21 protein-coding genes are annotated in these 20,748 nt (G+C 46.5%); 11 read left to right on the forward strand and 10 right to left on the reverse strand.

Annotated elements, in window-relative coordinates; all coding sequences use genetic code 11:
* Positions 1 to 30 precede the first annotated feature (30 nt).
* Positions 31 to 795 (reverse strand): pyridoxine 5'-phosphate synthase, encoded by a 765-nt coding sequence (locus Q1A41_RS02490; protein WP_299974240.1) that lies wholly within the window; start codon positions 793 to 795, stop codon positions 31 to 33.
* 475 nt (positions 796 to 1,270) lie between these two features.
* Between Q1A41_RS02490 and xerD the strand changes: the two genes are divergently transcribed.
* The 5 genes from xerD (at position 1,271) to Q1A41_RS02515 (ending at position 6,841) form a co-directional block, all read left to right on the forward strand.
* Positions 1,271 to 2,236 (forward strand): site-specific tyrosine recombinase XerD, encoded by a 966-nt coding sequence (gene xerD, locus Q1A41_RS02495; protein ID WP_299974243.1) that lies wholly within the window; start codon positions 1,271 to 1,273, stop codon positions 2,234 to 2,236.
* Positions 2,237 to 2,479: 243 nt separating this feature from the next.
* Entirely contained in the window at positions 2,480 to 3,277 is a 798-nt protein-coding gene (locus Q1A41_RS02500; protein WP_299974246.1) for a DsbC family protein, read from the forward strand.
* 247 nt (positions 3,278 to 3,524) lie between these two features.
* Positions 3,525 to 4,829 carry a homoserine dehydrogenase gene (locus Q1A41_RS02505; protein WP_299974249.1) on the forward strand — a complete coding sequence of 435 codons (1,305 nt, stop codon included), beginning with the start codon at positions 3,525 to 3,527 and terminating at the stop codon, positions 4,827 to 4,829.
* Positions 4,830 to 5,009: 180 nt separating this feature from the next.
* The gene (thrC, locus tag Q1A41_RS02510) at positions 5,010 to 6,404 is read left to right on the forward strand and encodes a threonine synthase (protein WP_299974252.1); all 1,395 of its coding nucleotides are present in this window, start codon (positions 5,010 to 5,012) and stop codon (positions 6,402 to 6,404) included.
* A gap of 152 nt (positions 6,405 to 6,556) precedes the next feature.
* Complete coding sequence (locus tag Q1A41_RS02515) at positions 6,557 to 6,841, forward strand: hypothetical protein (RefSeq protein ID WP_299974255.1); 285 nt, start codon at positions 6,557 to 6,559, stop codon at positions 6,839 to 6,841.
* Positions 6,842 to 6,940: 99 nt separating this feature from the next.
* Here Q1A41_RS02515 and Q1A41_RS02520 read toward each other — a convergent pair whose 3' ends face one another.
* Entirely contained in the window at positions 6,941 to 8,035 is a 1,095-nt protein-coding gene (locus Q1A41_RS02520) for a site-2 protease family protein (protein WP_299974258.1), read from the reverse strand.
* Positions 8,036 to 8,327: 292 nt separating this feature from the next.
* Positions 8,328 to 8,708, reverse strand: coding sequence for a GFA family protein (locus Q1A41_RS02525; protein ID WP_299974261.1), 381 nt, complete (start codon positions 8,706 to 8,708; stop codon positions 8,328 to 8,330).
* Positions 8,709 to 8,896: 188 nt separating this feature from the next.
* Here Q1A41_RS02525 and Q1A41_RS02530 point away from each other — a divergent pair, with 188 nt between their 5' ends.
* A complete protein-coding gene (locus tag Q1A41_RS02530) occupies positions 8,897 to 9,487 on the forward strand; it encodes a carboxymuconolactone decarboxylase family protein (RefSeq protein WP_299974264.1) in 591 nt (196 codons plus the stop codon).
* 159 nt (positions 9,488 to 9,646) lie between these two features.
* A complete protein-coding gene (locus tag Q1A41_RS02535; RefSeq protein WP_299974267.1) occupies positions 9,647 to 10,168 on the forward strand; it encodes a MarR family winged helix-turn-helix transcriptional regulator in 522 nt (173 codons plus the stop codon).
* Here Q1A41_RS02535 and Q1A41_RS02540 read toward each other — a convergent pair.
* The 7 genes from Q1A41_RS02540 to Q1A41_RS02570 form a co-directional block, all read right to left on the reverse strand.
* The gene (locus Q1A41_RS02540; protein ID WP_299974270.1) at positions 10,163 to 11,167 is read right to left on the reverse strand and encodes a kelch repeat-containing protein; all 1,005 of its coding nucleotides are present in this window, start codon (positions 11,165 to 11,167) and stop codon (positions 10,163 to 10,165) included. The two genes, Q1A41_RS02535 and Q1A41_RS02540, sit on opposite strands and share 6 nt — an antisense overlap.
* A gap of 159 nt (positions 11,168 to 11,326) precedes the next feature.
* Entirely contained in the window at positions 11,327 to 12,103 is a 777-nt protein-coding gene (locus tag Q1A41_RS02545; RefSeq protein WP_299974273.1) for a MipA/OmpV family protein, read from the reverse strand.
* A gap of 713 nt (positions 12,104 to 12,816) precedes the next feature.
* The gene (locus Q1A41_RS02550; protein WP_299974276.1) at positions 12,817 to 13,179 is read right to left on the reverse strand and encodes a hypothetical protein; all 363 of its coding nucleotides are present in this window, start codon (positions 13,177 to 13,179) and stop codon (positions 12,817 to 12,819) included.
* A complete protein-coding gene (locus Q1A41_RS02555) occupies positions 13,166 to 13,480 on the reverse strand; it encodes a Bor family protein (protein WP_299772164.1) in 315 nt (104 codons plus the stop codon). Before Q1A41_RS02555 ends, Q1A41_RS02550 begins: the two co-directional genes overlap by 14 nt.
* A 14-nt stretch (positions 13,481 to 13,494) precedes the next feature.
* Complete coding sequence (locus tag Q1A41_RS02560; RefSeq protein ID WP_299974278.1) at positions 13,495 to 14,856, reverse strand: ATP-binding protein; 1,362 nt, start codon at positions 14,854 to 14,856, stop codon at positions 13,495 to 13,497.
* A gap of 2 nt (positions 14,857 to 14,858) precedes the next feature.
* A complete protein-coding gene (locus tag Q1A41_RS02565; RefSeq protein WP_299974281.1) occupies positions 14,859 to 15,539 on the reverse strand; it encodes a response regulator transcription factor in 681 nt (226 codons plus the stop codon).
* A 7-nt stretch (positions 15,540 to 15,546) separates the two neighbouring features.
* The gene (locus Q1A41_RS02570) at positions 15,547 to 16,143 is read right to left on the reverse strand and encodes a hypothetical protein (RefSeq protein ID WP_299974284.1); all 597 of its coding nucleotides are present in this window, start codon (positions 16,141 to 16,143) and stop codon (positions 15,547 to 15,549) included.
* Between the two features lie 468 nt (positions 16,144 to 16,611).
* Here Q1A41_RS02570 and Q1A41_RS02575 point away from each other — a divergent pair, with 468 nt between their 5' ends.
* From Q1A41_RS02575 to Q1A41_RS02590, 4 genes are read left to right on the forward strand one after another with little or no spacing between them, the layout of a single operon-like run.
* Entirely contained in the window at positions 16,612 to 18,228 is a 1,617-nt protein-coding gene (locus tag Q1A41_RS02575; RefSeq protein WP_299974287.1) for an AMP-binding protein, read from the forward strand.
* Positions 18,225 to 19,481 (forward strand): thiolase family protein, encoded by a 1,257-nt coding sequence (locus Q1A41_RS02580; protein ID WP_299974290.1) that lies wholly within the window; start codon positions 18,225 to 18,227, stop codon positions 19,479 to 19,481. Before Q1A41_RS02575 ends, Q1A41_RS02580 begins: the two co-directional genes overlap by 4 nt.
* A gap of 2 nt (positions 19,482 to 19,483) precedes the next feature.
* Positions 19,484 to 19,957, forward strand: a complete 474-nt coding sequence (locus Q1A41_RS02585; protein WP_299974292.1) for a zinc ribbon domain-containing protein — start codon at positions 19,484 to 19,486, stop codon at positions 19,955 to 19,957.
* A 25-nt stretch (positions 19,958 to 19,982) separates the two neighbouring features.
* The gene (locus tag Q1A41_RS02590) at positions 19,983 to 20,726 is read left to right on the forward strand and encodes an SDR family NAD(P)-dependent oxidoreductase (RefSeq protein WP_299974294.1); all 744 of its coding nucleotides are present in this window, start codon (positions 19,983 to 19,985) and stop codon (positions 20,724 to 20,726) included.
* Positions 20,727 to 20,748: the final 22 nt, after the last annotated feature.

The raw sequence follows: 20,748 nt of genomic DNA on the forward strand, positions 1-20,748 counted from the left end.
TATTAGCGAATGCTGATATAGGTCAAGATTTTAGGATTCACCCTGGCAAATATCACGATACCGTGAAACCACATGGCTCATCCCCATGGTCAATGACTCTATAGTTAAACCATGGCCGATAGAAACCTCTTGCAGGCCAGGGACCGTGCAGTATTTTGCTAGGTTTTGTAAATTAAGATCATGGCCGGCGTTGATTCCCAGTCCAATTTCTCGAGCGGTAATGGCTGCTTGGCAATGTGCCTGGAAGATACCCTCTAACTCAGCGCTCTGTTCTTTAAAAGCCCATGCATAAGGGCCGGTATAAAGTTCGATACGATCAGCCCCAACTTGTTTTGCCAGTTTGATCTGCTCTACATCTGGGTCCATAAAGAGGCTTACTCGGATCCCTAAGCTTTTAAGCTTGGCGATAATTGGCGCGAGTTTGTCACCACTTTGGCGTAAGTCGAAGCCATGATCGGAGGTTAATTGATCGTTGCTATCTGGCACCAAGGTGCACTGATCGGGCAGCTGTTGCTCAACCAAAGCGATAAAGCCTGGATAATCGCCGAGATCTTCTGCAAAAGGATTACCTTCGATATTAAATTCAATATCATCGATATCGCGTACTAGCGCACCCAAGCGTTTTACATCATCTGGGCGAATATGGCGTTGATCAGGCCTTGGATGAACAGTAAGGCCATCGGCACCATTTGCTAGGCAGATTTTTCCAAACTCTACTGGGTCTGGGTAATTACCCTCTCTGGAGTTTCTTAATAGGGCAATTTTATTTAAGTTTACGCTCAGTGCTACGGCCATATGGGGAATTCTCGATCGCTACGGCTAGTTGGGCTGCTAAGTTAAAGTTACTTTTAGTTTGCGCTTGCGCAAACCAATGGGTTTAAGTCGCTCAGTTAGTCAGCTTAGCTATGGGTTTGAAAAAGAAAATTATGCGCTTCTAAACCCGCTCTAGCAAGCTTCTATCAAGCGTCTGATTGGCGCATAGTTACCTCCTATCAGCTATTATGAATAAATTTACTAATCATTGATTAGCCATATTTTTGTCTCTGTTAAGCCGAGGTTGGGATTTCCTGCGTAAAATTGCTCTCGATCTCTCTTGGAATGGTTATCGAGTAGTAACTCATAGCAGGGGTTTTGGATAGGCTTAAGGCGAAATATTAAAGCCCAATAGTCAGTAATGGAGCTAATGGATTAATATTCCATTGAAAAAGGGGCAGTTTTGCCGCTTTGAAAACGAGTATGCGCACTTTTAACGGCGCATAAAAAGGTATCTATGCCTACAGCAAGCCCGAATAAAACGCACAGCAATGCTAAAAACACTAGAATTGATGTGAGCCTATTGCCCAGCAAGCTTCAGCAGCAAGTTGAGTCGTATCTGGATGCGACTTGGATGGAAAAAGGTCTGAGTGAGAATAGTTTAAGTTCATACCGTCGAGATTTGTTCAGCTTTTGCGCTTGGCTTCATCATGAAAAAGGCAGGGATGATTTATTAGGGGTGAATGCTGAGTGGATTCAGCGGCATTTGGCTTGGCGCCTTGAGCAAGGACTCAGTGCTCGCTCAACCGCTCGCTTTATGTCCTGTTTACGTGGTTTTTATAATTTACAGCAGCGCGAAAACCGGCTGGCCGAAAATCCAGCGGCCTTGATTGAAAATCCTAAATTACCTAAGGGTTTGCCTAAATCTTTAAGCGAAGAAGACGTCGATCATTTATTGGCGGCGCCGGATGTAGAGGACGCCGTAGGGCTTCGCGATAGGGCAATGTTAGAGCTGCTATACGCATGTGGATTACGGGTCAGTGAGCTGGTTGGTTTGAGCGAATCCCAAGTGAATTTGCGACAAGGCGTTATTCGTGTGTTCGGTAAAGGCAGTAAAGAGCGATTAGTCCCTATGGGTGACGCCGCTATACATTGGCTGCAGCAGTATTTGTCAAAAGGGCGGGGCGCTTTATTGAAGGGCCCTAGTGATGTAATGTTCCCTAGCAATCGTGGCCAGCAAATGACGCGCCAAACCTTTTGGCACAGAATTAAACATTGGGCCAAGGTGGCTGGGATTGAAAAGCCTTTATCACCTCATACGGTACGTCATGCCTTTGCTACCCATTTATTAAATAATGGTGCCGATTTAAGAGTTGTGCAGCTTTTGCTTGGGCATAGCGATCTTTCGACAACACAGATCTATACCCATATTGCCAAGGAGCGTATGAAGACACTGCATGAGAAGCATCACCCTCGCGCATAAAAAGAAACCATTCTTAAAAGCAATCAAAGGGAACCTTCGAACGTTTAGAATGTTAATAGTCCTTAAGAAGCTTAAAGGACCGCTAAACTTTGCTCTTACGTGAAAGATTTGTGAGATTAGCGGGGGTATAATGCCCGCCAATGTAAATTAGAGACTTATCCTTGGTTGGAAGCCGTGAAGCCCACAAAGAGCTTGGATAAGGTGATGGATTAACCAGTAAAAGTGAGTATTCCTGTGAGTTTGATGACAACTTCTATCAAAATGGCCGGCAAATTAGCCTTGTTGGCCTCTATGAGCATCGGCATGAATATGGCGGCCCAGGCTCAATCTACTGAAATAATGGCAGTGGATGAAAAGGTAAAGGCCAAAATTACAGAGAATATGAGCAAATCTGTACCGGGATTTGCCATTCAGTATATTAGCCACACGCCCGCGGAAGGTCTTTATAGTGTGCAAGTAGAGCAGGGCCCTAAAGTATTTGTTAATGCTGATGGCACCTTCATTATTAATGAACAGGGCCAAGCCATTGTTCCAGAAGACGGCACGTTCGTCGCGTGGATGGATCCAGTGCAGCGTCGTGTGGAAGAAGAAATTAAGCGCATGGCAGAAACCACGCTTAATAAGATTCCTGACGATGAATTGATTGTGTACCCAGCTAAAGGCGAAAAGAAAGGTCAGGTATATGTATTTACCGATGTGGATTGTGGCTATTGTCGCAAGCTGCATTTAGAAGTGCCCAAGATGAATGAGATGGGTATTGAGGTTAAATATTTAGCCTTTCCTCGTTCTGGCCCTGTTGGCGCATCCGCTGATAAATTAGCCCGAGCCTTCTGTGCTAAAAATCGTGGTGAAGCGCTCACCGAGCTGAAAAATGGCGGTGGCTTAGATCGTGAAGTTTGTGCAGAGCACCCAATCCAAGAGCATCTAAAGCTGGTTCGTGCCTTTGGTTTATCTGGCACTCCAGGTATTTTCTTGGCCGATGGCACAAAAATCGCGGGTTATGTACCGGCTGAAGAGCTGGCTCGTCGCCTGAAGATCTAATTACTTTATTCGGCGTCTTTCTTCTGTGCGCATCAAAACGCAGGAAAGACGCCAGCTTTCTACTTCTTTACTCCTATTTCTTAGCCCTAGCTTCTGAGCCCCTGTAAATTCCCGCGCAAAGCCCCAGTGGCGTTTGACAGCCCTAAGCCCGAGCAGTATTGTTCTCTTCCTTTGCCCGAAGCGCCAATAAGAGCGGTGGCAATCAGCCCAATTGGGTAAAACCTAAGCAATCAGCGAGGAAACAGTTTTGAAACCGGTAAAAGTAGGATTATGTGGTCTGGGTACTGTTGGCAGTGGTACCTTCAATGTATTACAGCGTAATCTGCAAGAGATTAGTGCCCGAGCTGGCACAGCGATTGAATTAATCCACATTGGCGCCCGCCGCGACAATCCTGCTTGTGATACGTCAGGATTTAAAGTGAGCCGTGACATCTTTGCTGTGGTTGAAGATCCTGAAGTACAAGTTGTTGTTGAATTAATTGGTGGCACCACGGTAGCCAAAGAGCTGGTGGAAAAAGCCATTGCCAATAATAAGCATGTAGTTACCGCGAATAAGGCCTTGATCGCCGAGTTTGGTAATGAGTTGTTTGCCAAGGCCCAAGCTCAGGGCGTTTGTATTGCTTATGAGGCGGCCGTTGCCGGTGGTATTCCAATAATTAAAGCGATGCGTGAAGGTTTAGCGGCGAATCGCATTGAGTGGCTGGCCGGCATTATTAATGGTACCGGTAACTTTATTCTTACCGAAATGCGCGACAAGGGTCGCGATTTTGCTGATGTACTAAAAGAAGCCCAAGAATTAGGTTATGCCGAAGCCGATCCGACCTTCGATGTTGAAGGTATCGATGCGGCCCACAAATTGGTGATATTAGCCTCCCTAGCCTTTGCCATGCCATTGCAGTACGACAAAGTATTCTGCGAAGGTATCAGCAATATCCAGCCTATTGATGTGAAATACGCGGAAGAGCTAGGTTATCGCATTAAGCACTTGGGTATTGCACGTCGTCGTGATACCGGAATCGAGTTGCGAGTTCACCCAACCTTAATTCCTCATAAGCGCTTAATTGCCAATGTTGATGGTGTGATGAACTCAGTCTTAGTGCAGGGTGAGGCGGTAGGTCCGACTCTTTACTATGGCGCCGGTGCGGGTGATGAGCCAACCGCATCTGCGGTTATTGCTGATCTGGTTGATGTGGCCCGAGCTGTTGCTAATGACACCAGTACAGTACCTGCGTTGGGTTTCACTGCTGAATATCTACAAGACCAAACCATTTTACCGATCGATGCCGTTGAAACAGCTTACTACTTGCGTATGTCAGCCTTAGATCAGCCAGGTGTTATGAATCAAATCACTCAAATCTTGAGTAATGCTGGTGCCAGCATCGAGGCTTTGGTGCAAAAAGAGCGTCAATCCTCAGCGCAAGATTATGTTGATGTTGCCTTGCTGACCAATAGTGTATTAGAGGCCGATATGATGACGGCTATTGCTGAGATTGAAGCCTTGGAGAGTATTTCTGGTGAAGTTAGCCGAATTCGTATGGAAAGCTTAGGCTAATTCAGTAAAAAGCAGGTTCTGGGCTAGTGCCTCTGCTACCTTAGCCTAACTTTGTTAGGCTAAGGAAATCCGCTAAACTTAGCCCCCATAACTATTATTAAACCGCATAGCTCAATTTAGGGCTAACAATAGCAATAGGGGTAAGGCCCAAGTGCTTACCCTCACGATAGGAACTATCCCGTGAAATACATCAGTACGCGTGGGCAAGCGCCTGCGCTCAGCTTTGAAGAGGCTATCTTAACTGGCTTGGCCAGTGATGGTGGCTTGTATGTCCCCGAAACCCTGCCGCAGTTTAGTAAAGAAGAGATCGCCAGCTGGGCCGGTCTTAGTTACCAAGAGCTAGCCTTTAAAATCATTGAGCCTTTTGTTGCAGGGGATATTCCCTCAGAAGATCTCAAGGGCATTATCGATCGGGCCTATGGTAGCTTTCGTCATGGGGCCATTGCTCCAATGGTACAAACCGCCCACAACGAATGGGTGTTAGAATTGTTCCAGGGCCCGACACTGGCTTTTAAAGATTTTGCCTTACAGTTTTTGGGGCAGCTGCTGGACTACGTACTGAATAAACGCCAGCAAAAAGTTGTCGTTATGGGGGCAACTTCAGGTGATACTGGTTCGGCGGCTATCGAAGGCTGCCGTCGCTGTGAGCATATCGATATTTTTATTCTGCACCCACACCAGCGTGTGTCTGAAGTTCAGCGTCGCCAGATGACCACTGTGTTGTCAGACAATGTTCACAATATCGCTCTGCATGGCAATTTTGATGATTGCCAAAATATGGTGAAGGCGAGCTTTGCGGATCAGAGCTTCTTGCCAGAAGGGCGTCAACTGGTTGCCGTAAACAGTATTAACTGGGCCCGCATCATGGCGCAGATTGTTTACTATTTCTATGCCGGTCTTGCTCTAGGTGCGCCAAACAAAGAGGTCGCTTTTTCGGTGCCAACCGGAAACTTTGGTGATATTTTTGCCGGCTATTTAGCCAGCAAAATGGGCTTGCCAGTGGATCAGCTTATCGTAGCGACCAACAGCAACGATATTTTGCATCGCTGCTTGGCCAATAATGATCACAGTAAAAAAGAGCTGCAGCATACCTTGTCTCCAAGCATGGATATTATGGTATCCAGTAACTTTGAGCGCTTGTTATTTGATTTGTATGATCGCGATGGTGCCGCTATCCAGCAGCTGATGGATAACTTTAAGTCTGGCTCAATGACTTTAAGTGATGAGGCGATTTCAAAAGCTGCTAAGTTGTTCAGCAGCTATCGTCTTGATGACGAGGGGATGATCGAAACCATTGCCAAGGTTTACGATAGCACTGAATATCTGCTTGATCCTCATACTGCCATTGGCTTGGCTGCAGCTCGTAATGAGCGTCGCAGACAAGATATCCCTATGGTGTGTTTGGCTACCGCTCATCCAGCTAAATTTCCAGAGGCGGTTGAAAAAGCCATTGCTGGCATGCACCCAGCTTTACCACATCACATGGCCAATTTATTTGAGCGTGAAGAGCGTTACGATGTATTGGATAATGATATTGCCAAGGTGCAGGGTTTTGTGACTGAGCATAGTCGTTAAAATTTAAAGCGGCATTTTTGTTTTTAAAAGGCTCCTTTCTAGGAGCCTTTTTTATTGGCGACACCTTTGGCCTGTGGCCTTTTTATTAGCCGCTTCATTGTTTCCTAATCAAACTTTGCCAAGTTCTATAAAAACATAAAAGAAATACGGCTATGGCTAAGAAATCTATCAAAAAGCCTCGGCCAATCGAGAAATCACTGAATGGCCAAGCCAGTGAAATCGGTGGCGGAAGCTGCAGCCAAGCCCAATCACCGATTGGGCGAAAGATTTGTGATGCTGGGGGAATAAGTGCAAACACAAAGCCCCAGCGTATATTTTTCCATATCAAGATAGCCGCTGCGGCGGCGCAAAAAATATGGATGTCAGCGTACAGTGCTATTTGTATAAAGCTTAATGAGCTAGCGCCGTTCTGCAGTATAAAGGACAGTAGTGTATAGGATGCGATCAACGCACAAATGGCGAAATAAACGGCGAATGCACGATGTAACATCTTCGATTTCCTTTAAAACCTGGGCCTTGACTGAGTTTGCAAAAACTTAGGAGTTTAAAACTGCGGTAGCAATTTCAGAACCCGGCAAGCCATCGCTGGCGATGCTCAAAATAATAAATACGAAAGCCGCTAAGGTAAGCAGGTACCAAGCCAGTGAGAACAGAATGCCATAGCGGTCCATTGCGGCTACCGTTTGATGTTTAAACTCTCGCCAGCTGAACAGCAAATCCAAGGCACCTATAACAATAAAAAAGCTAAGCAATGCCAAGCCCAGTTGCAGGCTCAAGGCAAATAGGGCCGCCGAGATAATCATTAAGCCCAAATAAGGCCAGTATGAACGGCCAGAAAATACCATCGATTTTACAACCTGCCCGCCATCTAAGGGCAACACAGGTAAAAGATTAAACATATTGAGTAGGGCGCTGATTGATGCCAATAAACCAATAAAATGATTGCCTGTGATTAGATAGGCTACATAGCAGGCAGCACTCATTAGTAGGCCAAAGCAGGGCCCCATCATGGAAATAAAAACATGTTGCCAATGACTGCTGGCTCTATCGCCAATAGCCATACCACCAACAAATGGAATCAGGTAGAAGCCTTTGGTTTTTAAACCGCTGCGTTTCATGGCCCAGACATGACCATATTCATGAAAACACAGCACTAGAATCAAGGCCAAGGCAAACTGCCAGCTAAAAATAATGCTGTAGCCAGCTAGCGCGGTGCCTGCTAAAACGACTTTGATGGTTTTGGCGCTTTTAAATAATTTAAAGGCCAGCCCGATTAAACCAATTTTACTGTTACCGCTTGGACGCTCTTGGGGGGCGTGGCCGTTAATTTCGTCGACCAAACTTTCCTCGATATCCACTTGTCCTTGATTCAACAGCTCATCTTCATGCAGTAGCATAAAGCGGCATATATTCTGGTCCGAGAAAATCTGGTAGCGCACGACGAGCTTGCCGAGCTCCGGGTGGCCCAGCTGGTATTCACCATAGCTTTGTAGGCGACGTTCACTTTGCAGGGCTTCGCCATTGACGAGCAGTGTTTCCAAGCCATCGTTGGAACGCAATAGCTTAAAGTTTAAATCTTCATGGTTTAGCTCAAAAATTAAGCTATGAGTAGGCTTCTCTGTCTCGTTCATTAATTTTCTTCAATTTGGCTTTTATGTTTCAGGCTAGCGGCATTGGCTTCCCAGTTTTGACCATCAAAGGCCACAATCTTCATTTTACTAGGGGGCGCTAGGGCCTGTTAACACTAATTCGGCCGTCACTGCCGAACTTATTTCGTCGATTCGGCAAGGCAGGGTAAGCGTATTGTGATCATTCCACTATAGCGAGCACTAACACAGCCGAGCGATGAAATAAGTCGGCCCGAAGGGTTAGGCTAAAATCGCCTTACTCGGTGTTGCTCGTTGCTTATTTGGAACGACCAAACTACGCGCCTCGCGCCGTGATTAAGGCGATTTTAGCTCTAACAGTGATGGCCGAATTAGTGTTAACAGGCCCTAGACAGCGAATATTAACATCCACACCACCCGGATTGGACCTGGGAATGTAAAAAGGTTTTATGCCACAGCGCTTGCAGAAATAGTGCTTCGCGACTGCCGTGTTAAAGGTGTAGCAATTCAGCTGATCTTCCCCACTGATCAAACGAAAGCGCTGCTTTGGCACTATAAGGTGTAAAAATCCGCTCTTGTGGCAGATAGAACAGTTGCAATCTTCAACTTCTGGGGCATCGGTGCTGTCGACTTCAAACTTTACGGCACCACAGTGGCAGGACCCGGAATAGGTGTTTAATTCTTTAATTTCAGTCATTTAGCTTGGGTTATCTTAAGTTTTTTATTCTTGCTTGGATCGAGGGAGTATTGGTGTTAGTCTAAATATGCTCTCACTTAAGAGTAATCTAAGAATAACGACAGTTCCGCTATCGCTTTAGCCAAGTCGATTTCACGAAAGTCATTGGCCAGTGCTTTTAAGGTAATAGCGCCTCTAGGAGATAAATTATGGCCCATTTACGCCCTCTAGATCGAGAAGAAATGGATGATGAGCTGCAGGCTCTTTATCAGCATTATGAGAACACCCGTGGTTTTATGCCAAACAGCATACGTACTATGGCACGTCGCCCTAATATCGCTAAACGCTTCGGGGCATTAAATCAGGCGGTTCTGTACGAAGGTACGGTAAGTGAAGAATTGAAGATGCTCGTCTCTTTGATTTCTAGCCAGGCTTCTGGTTGTCGCTACTGCCAAAGCCATATGGCTAACCTGTCTTCCATTTATAAGGCATCGGATAAAAAGATCGCGGCGGTTTGGGAGTTCGAAAGTAGTGAGCTGTTTAGCGACGCTGAACGCGCAGCGCTGCGTTTAGCCTATAAAGCATCGCTTCTACCCAATGAAGCCTCTGATGGTGACTTTGCTGAGTTAGCCAAGCATTTTGACGAAGGGCAGGTGGTTGAAATTGTGGCCTCGGTTGCTTTGTTCGGGTTTTTGAATCGTTGGAATGATACTATGTCGACAGAATTAGAGACTCTTCCAAAGCAGGTGGCTGAAAGAGCCTTACAAGAAACTGATTGGGAAGTTGGTAAGCATCAGTAGAATGGCCAAAGGTGGAGCGACGCCATTTGGCTGTTGGCGTCGTTAGCTAGATGCTTGCTAATCTTTTATTAGAATATATATCGCAAAACTAGAATATCGTATAAGTACCAAGTCGTTTAAAACACTGTGTACAAATACCAATAGAGGTAAGGCCGTTACATGAGTTCGTCGGAAAAAGACAAGCTGCCAAAAGCCATGTTGCAAGAAGCACAGTTAGAAAAAGAGCCGAGCTTGATTCTTAATCAGTTTTTGCCTTTTCGTTTGGTGAACATTGCCAAGCGAGTGAGTGATACCTACTCCTGGGTGTACAACCGAGAGTTCGGCTTAAGCATTCCTGAGTGGCGGATTCTGGCGCGTTTGGGTGAGCAGCCAGGCCTTAGCTCAAAACTGATTGGCGAAATAACCTTAATGGATAAATCTAAGGTTTCTCGCGGTGTTAAACAGCTAGAAGATAAGGGCTTGTTGACAAAAAATAAGGATCAGCAAGATAACCGAGTTTACTACCTCTCTTTAACTGAAGAGGGGCAACAGCTCTATCACTCTATTGTGCCAACCGCGCTGGATTGGGAGGCAGAGCTGCTGCAGGCTTTAGATGTTTCTGAATATCGAGATCTATTTAGAGTGTTAGAAAAGCTTGATCGTCGATTAGAAGATATGGCCGATAAAAAGTCAGACTTATAAGCGAAATACTTCATTGAGATTGCTGGTTCCGTCTCCACTTGGACCAATTGCACCACCAATAACATAGATATCGTTTTCAAAGCGCCCAGCGCCAAGCCCATGTCTTGGCGTCGGCATATCAGGAAGGGCAGTCCAGCTATCCTGGCTTAGTGAATAACGCCAGACTTCTTTAAAAACCTTCGCTTGTGGGATAAAAATCTCACCACCAAAAACAATAATCCCGTCATCGACAGCTACGCAGGCACTGCCAGCTTGAGGCAAGGGTAGCGGCATCGCTTCGCGCCATTTACCGCTGGCTAGATCAAATATCTCAGTATTGGCTAGATTTCCCTTGGCGGTTCGGCCTCCGGTGATAATTAATTGTTCACCCACCCAGGCACCGGTCGCACTGTTTCGAGCGGTAGGAATTGGAGCTAGCTCCTGCCGCTGCATATCTTCGGGTGACCAGCGATAATGCTGGTGAATTTCATGGTGATCGCTGCGTTTATTATTGGCTGTGGCCTTGGGTGTTTGGCCTGTCACCCAGTGAATTGCACCGTCTGGTGCTTGGGTTAAAACACCTTCCGCCAGTGGCATTGGGAGGGCATCGATTTCAATCCACTTTCCCTTTATCAGCTCGTAAACTTTATCTTGCATGCGCCAAATATGGGTATAGCCACCATGAAAGCCTCCAAAAAGAAACAGTCTTTCCCCATTGCTCACTAGGGTGGCGTGGTGCATAGCTTGGGGGAGTTCGGCTTCTTCACGCCATTGATTCGCTGCGGGGTCAAAGCTGTAGCAAGCTTTACTAAAGTAGGGCACACCCAACTTCGATGCAATACCGCCGGCGACGTAAAAGCGCCCTTGGTGTACGGTAGGGTAAATTTCTTGGATGTTAATGGGTAATGCTGCTGCAGGAGCTAACCACTGACCTTGTGGTGAGGCTTTTGCTGCTTGCATAAGTGGGTGAAAGCTCAGAATGCCGGCTGCGGAGCTCAGTACAAAGGTGCGTCGATTCATGGGGCTGACCATTGTTAAATTATTATGGTCGTTGATTATCTATGAAGCGCAAAAATATGCAAAGGGGGTACAAGCTAAGAGGTATCGACAGTGAGGCAAAATGAACTGCCTCACGATCAACACCTTCAATACCTTTAGCGATATCTTTAAAAGGACAAATTAAAAGTTGTAGTTTACACCGACTGTTCCATAGTAGATGTTTTTATCTTCAATAATCGGGCTGTCGGTAATACCACTGCCCAAGCGGCTGTAGCCAGTATTAAAGGTAAAGTCCCAGTTTTTATTAAAGCTGTAACGGCCGCTAACCCCGGTGTTAAAGCTAAAGCTGCTATCGGCCTTGTATAATGCACGGCTGTCAGTCACTTCATTGGCGCGAACACCAAAGTGATGGTCGGCTTTATCATCACTAATCCAGCTTACACCGGCATAAGGGTTGATATGCCAATCGCCATATTCCATATCAAAGATATATTCAATCTCAGCGGTTTGGCCTTTATGGGTATTGCTAACATCATTTAGGGCGGTGAATCGTAAACGACCCATATCGCTTGTGTGGTTGATGTATAAGCCTGCTTCAATCGCAATATCGCGTTCACGCAAGCCGGCAAGCTTCGGGTTTGAGCGAAACTCCTTGGCATCATGTAAAAAAGAGCCGTCGCCGCGAACAATCAAACCACCACTCCACTCACTACGAGTGAATAAGTTTAGACCCAGCCCTTTTTCATTAAAGAAGAAGCGTTCACCGTTGTAACGAATGCGCGGGATAACAATCGTTTCATTATCTTCACCGGCATATGGGTTATTGATGGCACCGGCGCCGATGCCGACTACCCAAGTGTTATCCGCTTGTCCTGGATCAACCGCATCTTTTGCTTCAAGATTGCTGGCCAATAGTACACAAGCGGTTAGTGTTCCAAGTTTAGCTAAGTTTTTCATACAGTCCTCACTGGTTGAATATCATGTGTTTGTTTATGTGAGGTACTTTAAGTGACTTAACTAAACCCAAAATTAATTTTTTCTGAATGAAACATTAACGAGTGTGGAAGGTTATTGGTTTGTTGATGATTTTCAGAAAAAAGCTGTTTAATTATAATTAGAAGCAAGTTATTTTTTAGATTGGAGCGTAAGAGTGGCAGCTGCCAATTTGGACTATTCCGGCTTATGAGATGCAAATAATATCCATCTCAGATTGCGAGCTTTAGGCACTTGATAAATACAGTTCATTACAGAATCCATAGAAGTAAGACTCTAGCTTGGAGCAGTGATTTGTAGTGACTAGGCTCCTGACCAAACTTCTTGGAGAAGTTTGGGGCTTGGCCAAAGGCTGAGCGCCTGGACGGCGCGAATCCATGGAACGGGTGGCTGCATGACTATTCTGCTTGGAGCAGAATAGGGCTTGCCCGTAGGGTGAGCAACTGGATGTTACGAATCCGCGCAGCGTTGGAACGGAAAAGCACTGTTCCAAGCTAGAGTCTGGTCAGGAGGCACAAAACCCTAAAATTCCGACCTTGTGCACAAGGCTATATCCAGGTTTTATCGGTATCTTGCTGCATGCCTCTAACTACTAAGATGGATAAAGGTTTATTCAAAGTCCTGCCGAAAAGCTGGATTTCTCACAGTCGACAAATCAGAAGTTTTGTTTTTTAAACCTAGGGGCTTGCTGGCTTTTCTTCTTCATCTTTGGCGTTTGCCATTGGCACCTGAAAGCACTGCACGCGGTTTATTCTAGGCGAATAAAGCACTACATATGGAACAGCCGGATTCAACAAACTCACAGCCCAGTTACTAAAGCTGGTTTCAGTGCTTACATAGTTCCAAGCTTTTCCCCGACATACCTCGGAAAGATTCAATGGGGCGCTAAGTTCAATCAAGCCATTCATAGTGGTGTGATGCCAGCGACTTTCTTCCTGGGTATTGCCTTCTTGCTCATATTGCACAAAGTTAATACGGCTGCAGCCACTTAACAAAGTGCCTGCAGCTAGCAGCAGCGCTATCGAATTAAGCTTCTTCATAACGGCACCATACTTTCGCTGTTCTGGGCGAGTAAATAAATAGCGTAATAATGTTGAGCAAGTAATCATTGCTGGAGATCACGGTTTGCATCTGTTCAATTTCAGCGCCATCACATACCTCATTGACATCTACGGTATGCTCACCAATAAGGCCAAATAAGTAAAAGGGTTTGCTGTCGACATAACTAGGCTCAGTATGTAACTTTTCACCGCCATTGGGGCGGATAGTTACACTGGTGCATGCGCTAATACTGATAAGGCAGGCTAAACTGATAATCCTTTGCCAAACTCGTCTATCCACTTGAAACCCTCCATTTACTCGCTAGACCGAATATTGCGAGGAAACTTCAATTGTATCTTTGCTCCCCCCCACTGATTATGCTCTATTTTTAAATCCGCTCGGTAAGAGGCCAAAATTTCCCTTACCAAGGCTAAACCAAAACCTTGCCCTTCGGCTTGGCTATCTAAGCGTACACCGCGCTCGAAAATGCTGTCCCGCTCAGTTTCTGGAATGCCAGGGCCGTCATCGCTTACTGAAAAATACCATGCTGACTTATCACGCCAGGCATTAACTTCTACTTTGCTACAGCCGTATTTAAAGGCGTTATCACAAAGGTTGCCAAATACCTCGGCCATATCTTGTTCGTCGGCATACACCGATAAGCCTGGTTCTACCTTCAGCGTGCTCTCTATCCCTTTATCAAAATAGACCTTGTGTAACGCTTTTAGTACGGCGCTCACTTCCTGCTCTATAGGCACAGCCACAAAGCTCGCTTGCTGGTCACCGGTAACCGCTCGTTGCAACTGATAGTCGACAATGTCGCGCATACGTCGAAGCTGCTTATTCATACTTTGGCTGAGTTGTTTGTTCTCAATCAGCTCTTCTTCCGCTTCATGACTTAAGCCCCGTAAAACGGATAGCGGTGTCTTTAAGCTATGAGATAGATCGGCCATGCGGTCATGGTAGCGCTGGCGTTGCCGGCGTTCGTTATCAATCATCAAATTAAGATCTAAGGCCATTGGGTTAAGATCCCTAGAGTAATTCTTTTCCAGCTTGCCTTTATTGCCGCTGTTTAAAGCTTGAATATCGCCGCTTAACTTGGCTAATGGCTTCAGGCTTAGTTTTACAATGAGCCATTGTAAAGCGAGTAGGGTAAGCAAAACCAAGGCGGTGCTAATGGTAATGATCCAATAGACATTACGCTGTCGGCTTTGATACTCATCGGCTTTTTCTAGTACGCTAAACACAAATGGGCTGTGGCGACCAAATTCATCTGGCCAGCTAGTGCCGTAACTCAAGCTGTAGTAGTTTTGCCCTTGCTCATCAACCGCCAGCCCAAATAGCCATTGACCGGCCTCAGGTTGAGGTAATTCAATGCTGTGGTTGGCTGTGGAAATACTGCGCCATGCTAAGTTGCCTTGCTCATCATAGACCTGTGCCAGCAAAAAAGAATCCTGTTCATTAAAGCGCTCATCATTGACTTCGGCGGGTAGGTATATTTCACCATTGTAATTGTCGGCTTCGCTAAGCAGGCTGTAATTGATGAGCTTTAGGCGCTCGCGAATCAATGTTTCAACGCTAAGACTGTGGGCTTTACTTAAGCCAATAGCAACCACTAGGGCGATAAAGCCTAGTATCAGGAAGCTAATGACAAACAAGCGCCCGGCGATCGACATAATTAATCGGCCAGCTGCTTAAAGCGGTAGCCCCGCCCACGTAAGGTTTCGATGGGCTTAATGCTACCATCAGGGTCTAGCTTCTTTCTTAAGCGAGCGATGATAACTTCCAGCACATTGCTATTGTTTTCATCAACAGGGTCATCGTAAAGACGCTCAAGCAATAGTGGTTTACTGGCGATCTTGCCTGGGTTGAGCATAAAGTGCTCCATCAGTCGGTACTCAAAGCTGGTTAGTTCCAGCTCTTCTTGCTCCATAAAAAAAGCATTGCCAGTGATATCTAATTGATAGGGGCCATTACTCAAGCGTTTGCGATTAGCACCGGTGGAGCGTCGTAATAGGGCGTTAACACGTGCCGTGAGTTCTTCGGGCTCGAAAGGTTTGGTTAAATAATCGTCTGCACCAGCATCTAGGCCTTGAACCTTAGTTTTCCAACTTGATCTCGCGGTGAGGATTAGGATGGGAAAGCTTAATTCCTCTTCGCGTAAGCGCTCTATTAGACTCATGCCGTCAATGCGTGGCAATCCTAAATCGATAATGGCCAGGTCGATGGGAAATTCAGTCGCAAAATACAGCCCTTGAGCGCCGTCATTGGCCAGCTGTACTTGAAAGCCATTATTGCTCAGCTGTCTAGACAGTTGGGCTTGCAACTCTTGATCATCTTCAACAATTAAAATTTGCATAATAGTCCTAAGGTGAAAGCTCTTGGCCGTCGATGGCGCTGAGATAAAGTATTTGTATGACGCCCTGTTGGCTAATTAACTTAACTCGGTAGCGAGCATTGGCTAGTGATTTGATGTGTAATACATCTCCCGCGTAGCGTTGTTTTACCAGTTTGCGTATTTGATCTTTGCTGAGTCGCGGGCCACTGCCTTGATGAATATTCTGCTGGCTGTTTTCAGCGCTGCCTTGTCCTGTTGCTTGGCTTTTTTGTTGGGCTTGAGGGCGTGTTGTACGCTGCTTTTGGGAGCCCTTAGGATCTAGCTGCACCTGATTTTCTATCCATCGAGTGAGAGGTTTGACGGCTTTTTCTAACCATTGGGTGCTAGGGTTGAGCTTTTCTTCCAGCCAAATGGTTTTACCGCCTTCGGGTGGCGGCTTACCTGTATCCTCTTGCTTTGACGACTCTCGCTCAGCATTTTGCTTCTCTGACTGTGTTGGCGTTTCTGCTTCGGTCTCAGCTGTGGTCTGGGCATAGGCCGCTGTTGGACTAACGCTGAGCGCTATCCATAGCAGTCCGCCAATAAGAGGCGCAATGTAGTGCTGGGATACAAGGCGATTATGCATGCCGATATGTTTAATGCTGTGAAATCATTGGGTTAAAAGCTCAGTAGTAGCTGACTTTAAGACAGGGGGACTATAAAAGCGATAGCTTAATGAAACATTAACTGCTTTTGCTTGGCAGCCGCGCCCTGCTGCCTGATGGTAATACAGGCTAGTCTTTCAGCTTAATCAAGCGCTGCGGGCTATAAATGGTACAGCGCTTATAATAAATATTTACATATAAACATATTCCAATTCATATTTAATTGGGTTATGGTGTGTTTAATGTGAAAAAGCCCCTGCCTAAATAGCGCTCATAGCTCTTAGGCAGACCACTGATTAGCAAAGTACAGCTTTAAGAAGTACTGTTAAGAGCCCTTCGCCCACCCAATAAATGAGCAGCAAGACAGCTGTTGGTGGAGAGGTTGACGAACCATCAGTACTGTTAGCATGTACTCAATAAAAACCTGATAAGAATAAACAGGAATGCACATGACAAGCGTATATCAGCAGTGGCAGGCCAGTGTGGCGAAATATGCAAACTGTGAGTTTTTGCATATCCCGGCTAGTGCCGCCAAAAGCTATAGTGATCAGGAAATTACTCTAAGTTACAGTGCCATGGATGCCCAGATTAAGCCATGGCGTGAGGCTTATGCTGAAGCGGGCTATGGCGTAGGTCACCGGGTGGCATTGCTATTAGAGAACCGCCCAGATTTCTTTGTCCATTGGTTTGCGCTTAACGCTCTTGGGGTGTCCGTTGTTCCGATCAACGGTGATATGCAAGATGAAGAAATCGCTTACCTACTGGAAAACAGTGAATCTTGCTTGGCCGTTGCGGTTCCAGAGCGCATCGAACAGATTCAAGGCGCAGCCACTTTAAATGGTGGGCAGTTGGCCGTTTGCAGCGCCCACGATATCGGCAGTTTAATCCCCGCAAAAAGTAAAGCGAGTCAGCAGCAGGGCGATTCCCAAAGTGAATGTGCTCTGCTCTATACCTCGGGCAGTACCGGTAAGCCTAAGGGCTGTATCTTAAGTAATGAGTATTTTGTAGAGTTTGGTCTTTGGTATCAAACTGTGGGCGGTTACATTCAGCTAGAGCCTGGCAAGGAACGCCTATTAACCCCTTTACCCCTCGTTCATATGAACGCCATGGCGGTTTCGACCATGGGGATGGTGATGAGCGGTGGCTGTTTGATTCAATTGGATCGTTTTCATCCTCGTAGTTGGTGGCAATCAGTGGCCGAAAGTCGAGCTAGCATTGTGCATTATTTGGGAGTTTTGCCTGCGATTCTTCTCAATATTGATGAGGCTGAATGGGAATCTAAGATCAAGGTGAAATTTGGTTTTGGCGCTGGTGTAAACCCTGCTCACCACAAAACTTTTGAAGATCGTTTTGGTTTTCCGCTGATTGAAAGCTGGGCGATGAGTGAGTCGGGTTCGGGGGGCTGTATTACTGCTGCCGCTGAGCCTCGTCATGTAGGTACCTGTTGCTTTGGAAAGCTACCAGACGATATTGAAGTTAAGCTGATTGATGAGCAAGGCCAAGAAGTGGCCTATGGTGAACCAGGCGAATTGTTGGTAAGGGCTAAAGGCGAGAACCCACGTAAGGGCTTCTTTTCTGGCTATTACAAAAATCCTGAAGCAACCGCTGAGGCTTGGGAAGGCGGCTATCTGCATACTGGTGATGTAGTGCGCCAAGGTGAAGACGGCAGCTTTCACTTTGTTGATCGCCGCAAAAATGTCATCCGTCGCAGTGGTGAAAATATTTCAGCGCTTGAGGTCGAAGCGGCCTTAAGCCAAGATCCTGCTATTGATCAATTAGCCGTATGTGCCGTACCTGATGAAATTCGTGGTGATGAGGTCATGGCTTTGATCATCCTCGAATCTGGTGAGCAAGCGAATCAGGATCTTGCCGAGCAGATTATTGAGCGAGCTCGCGAACGGTTAGTGTATTACAAACTTCCAGGCTACATCAGCTTTGTTACTAAACTGCCTACGACAGCATCTAACAAGCCTCAGCGCGGTGAAATTAAAAAGCTGGGGGCTAAAATTTTGCAAGAAAAAAATTGCTTCGATCTTTGCCATCTGAAAAAAGGTAGCAAGCGATGAGCAGTACTTTTCAGAATTTTCAGCAAGCTAAAAGTCAGCCCAGCAGTTATCAAGGCATAGCTTTGGTTTGTCCGGTGAGTGTGGGTTACGCCAAACAAAGTGAAAAGGGCGCGGCCTATTTTATTGGCCGAAGCCTAGGCGAAATGATCCAACAGGCAGGTATTCATAAAGACGATGTCGATGGCTTGGCTATTTCCAGCTTTTCGCTTGGCCCCGACTCGGTTATTAGCTTGTGCCAGCATTTCGATATCAGTCCACGCTTTTTAGAGCAGTTACCTTTTGGTGGCGCATCGGGCGTTATTGCAATGCGCCGCGCAGCCCGAGCGGTGCAGATGGGCGATGCTGATATTGTGGCTTGTATCGGGGGTGATACCAATCAGGCAGGCAGTTTCGCTGATTTAATCGCCGACTTCTCTACCTTTACCCGCGATGCTTCTTACCCATATGGTGCTGGCGGCCCTAATGCGGCTTTTGCGCTTATTACGCAGCACTATATGGAACAATATGGTGCGACTCGAGAAGATTTCGGTCGTATTGCAATCGCGCAGCGCTATAACGCTAATCATTACCCAACGGCCTTGCTAGGCCACAAAACTTTGAGCATGGATGACTATCTGAATGCTCGCCCAATTGCCGGGCCGGTGCATATGTTTGATTGTGTTATGCCTTGTGCTGGGGGTGAGGGTTTTTTAATGATGAGTGTTGAGCGAGCCAAGTTTTTGGGCTTGCCCTATGTCTCCATTCTCGCTGCAGACGAATTGCATCATGCTCACCGAGATGACCCGGTTCAATATCGTGCCGGCTGGACGCTTTATGCGAATAAGCTTTACCAGCAGGCGAATATCGGCCCGGACGATATCGATATGCTGCAAACCTATGATGACTACCCGGTGATTTCCATGATGCAAATGGAAGATCTTGGTTTTTGCGCTAAAGGTGAAGCTAAGCAGTTTGTGAGAGAGACAGCCTTAACGTTTGACGGTAATAATCTTGGTTATAGCTCTGGCAACAATTGTTTGCCCCACAATACCTCCGGTGGTCAGCTGTCCGTTGGGCAGGCGGGCTCGGCTGCAGGCTTTTTAGGTTTGGTAGAGAGTATTCGCCAATTGTTAGGGCAGGCCGAAAAGAATCAGGTTCAAGACGCTCGCCATGCCATGGTCAGTGGTTATGGCATGATTAATTATGATCGAGGCCTATGTTCTTCTGCGGCCATTTTAGCGTCGACAACATCTGACACAGCGGGAGGACAATGATCATGGCTGATTCTAAGCAAATGCCAGTGACAAAAAAAAGACCACCCGCAAAACGAACCAACCTAGGGGCTCAGTTGAAGCCCTTCGCCGAGCAAGGTGAACTGCGTTTGCAGCAGTGTTCAAGTTGCCAACAGTTTTCATATCCGCCTAGAGAAGTTTGTGGCCATTGCTTGAGTGGCGACCTTAGCTGGCAAGTCTGTCCTGCTGAAGGCCAGGTGCTTGCCCGTGTGGATCTACATAACAGCTTCGAGCCTTTCTACGCAGAACAACTACCTTGGGTTTTATTGTCCATCAAATTAGATGCGGGCCCTGTCGTTTATGCCCATAGCGCTTCACATGCTGGTTTGGAAAATAGCGGTTCGGAAGTAGAAGCTTTGGAAATAGAAAGTATAGCGAATAGCGGCGATAGAGTAGAGCTGAGTTTGCAACTGGATGAGGCTGAGGCACCAGTATTTGTTGCTGAGCCTTTAAAATGAAAAAAGAATACATCCGTGGTGATTTATGAGTAAAACAGAATGTGTTTTGGTAACCGGTGGCAGCACCGGCATTGGTGCCAGCATCTGCGCTGAATTTTTAGAGCAGGGCATGCAGGTCATCAATTTGGCTCGCCGCCCACTTGAGCTTGAGAATCCAGCTTGGCAAGAGCGATTGCATAATATTGCTGTAGACCTAACAGACAGGGAAGCCACTAAAGCGGTAGCAGAGCAGGTGGCTGAGCAGTTTAATGTGACACGTTTCGTTCACAATGCCGGTGTCATCAAAGCCAATCTTATTGAAGATGTCGCCCTTGATGAGCTCGATTACGTTAGCAATATACATTTAGCAGCCACCATTATCCTCACTCAGGCGGTGCTTCCGGCTATGAAAGAAGCGAGCTTTGGCCGCATCATTTTGATCACCTCCCGTGCCGCCTTAGGTCTGCAAACGCGCAGCGTCTATTCTGCGACGAAATCAGGAATGATGGGAATGGCGCGTACCTGGGCTCTGGAGCTGGGTCAGTACGGCATCACGGTGAATACTGTGGCACCGGGCCCTATTGCGGCGACTGAAATGTTTCATGAAGTGATTCCAGAGAACAGCGAAAAAATGCAAAAGCTGGCGGCCAGTATTCCGGTACAAAGAACAGGTTTACCAGGTGATGTTTCTAGAGCAGTTAGCTTTTTTGCCGATGAAAAGAACAGCTTTGTCACCGGACAAACTCTCTTTGTTTGTGGCGGTTCAAGTTTGGGTTCGCTTAGTCTGTAAAAGCACTTTGCTTATAACAGCA

Source organism: uncultured Pseudoteredinibacter sp. (assembly GCF_947502065.1).
Classification (GTDB): Bacteria; Pseudomonadota; Gammaproteobacteria; order Pseudomonadales; family Cellvibrionaceae; genus Pseudoteredinibacter.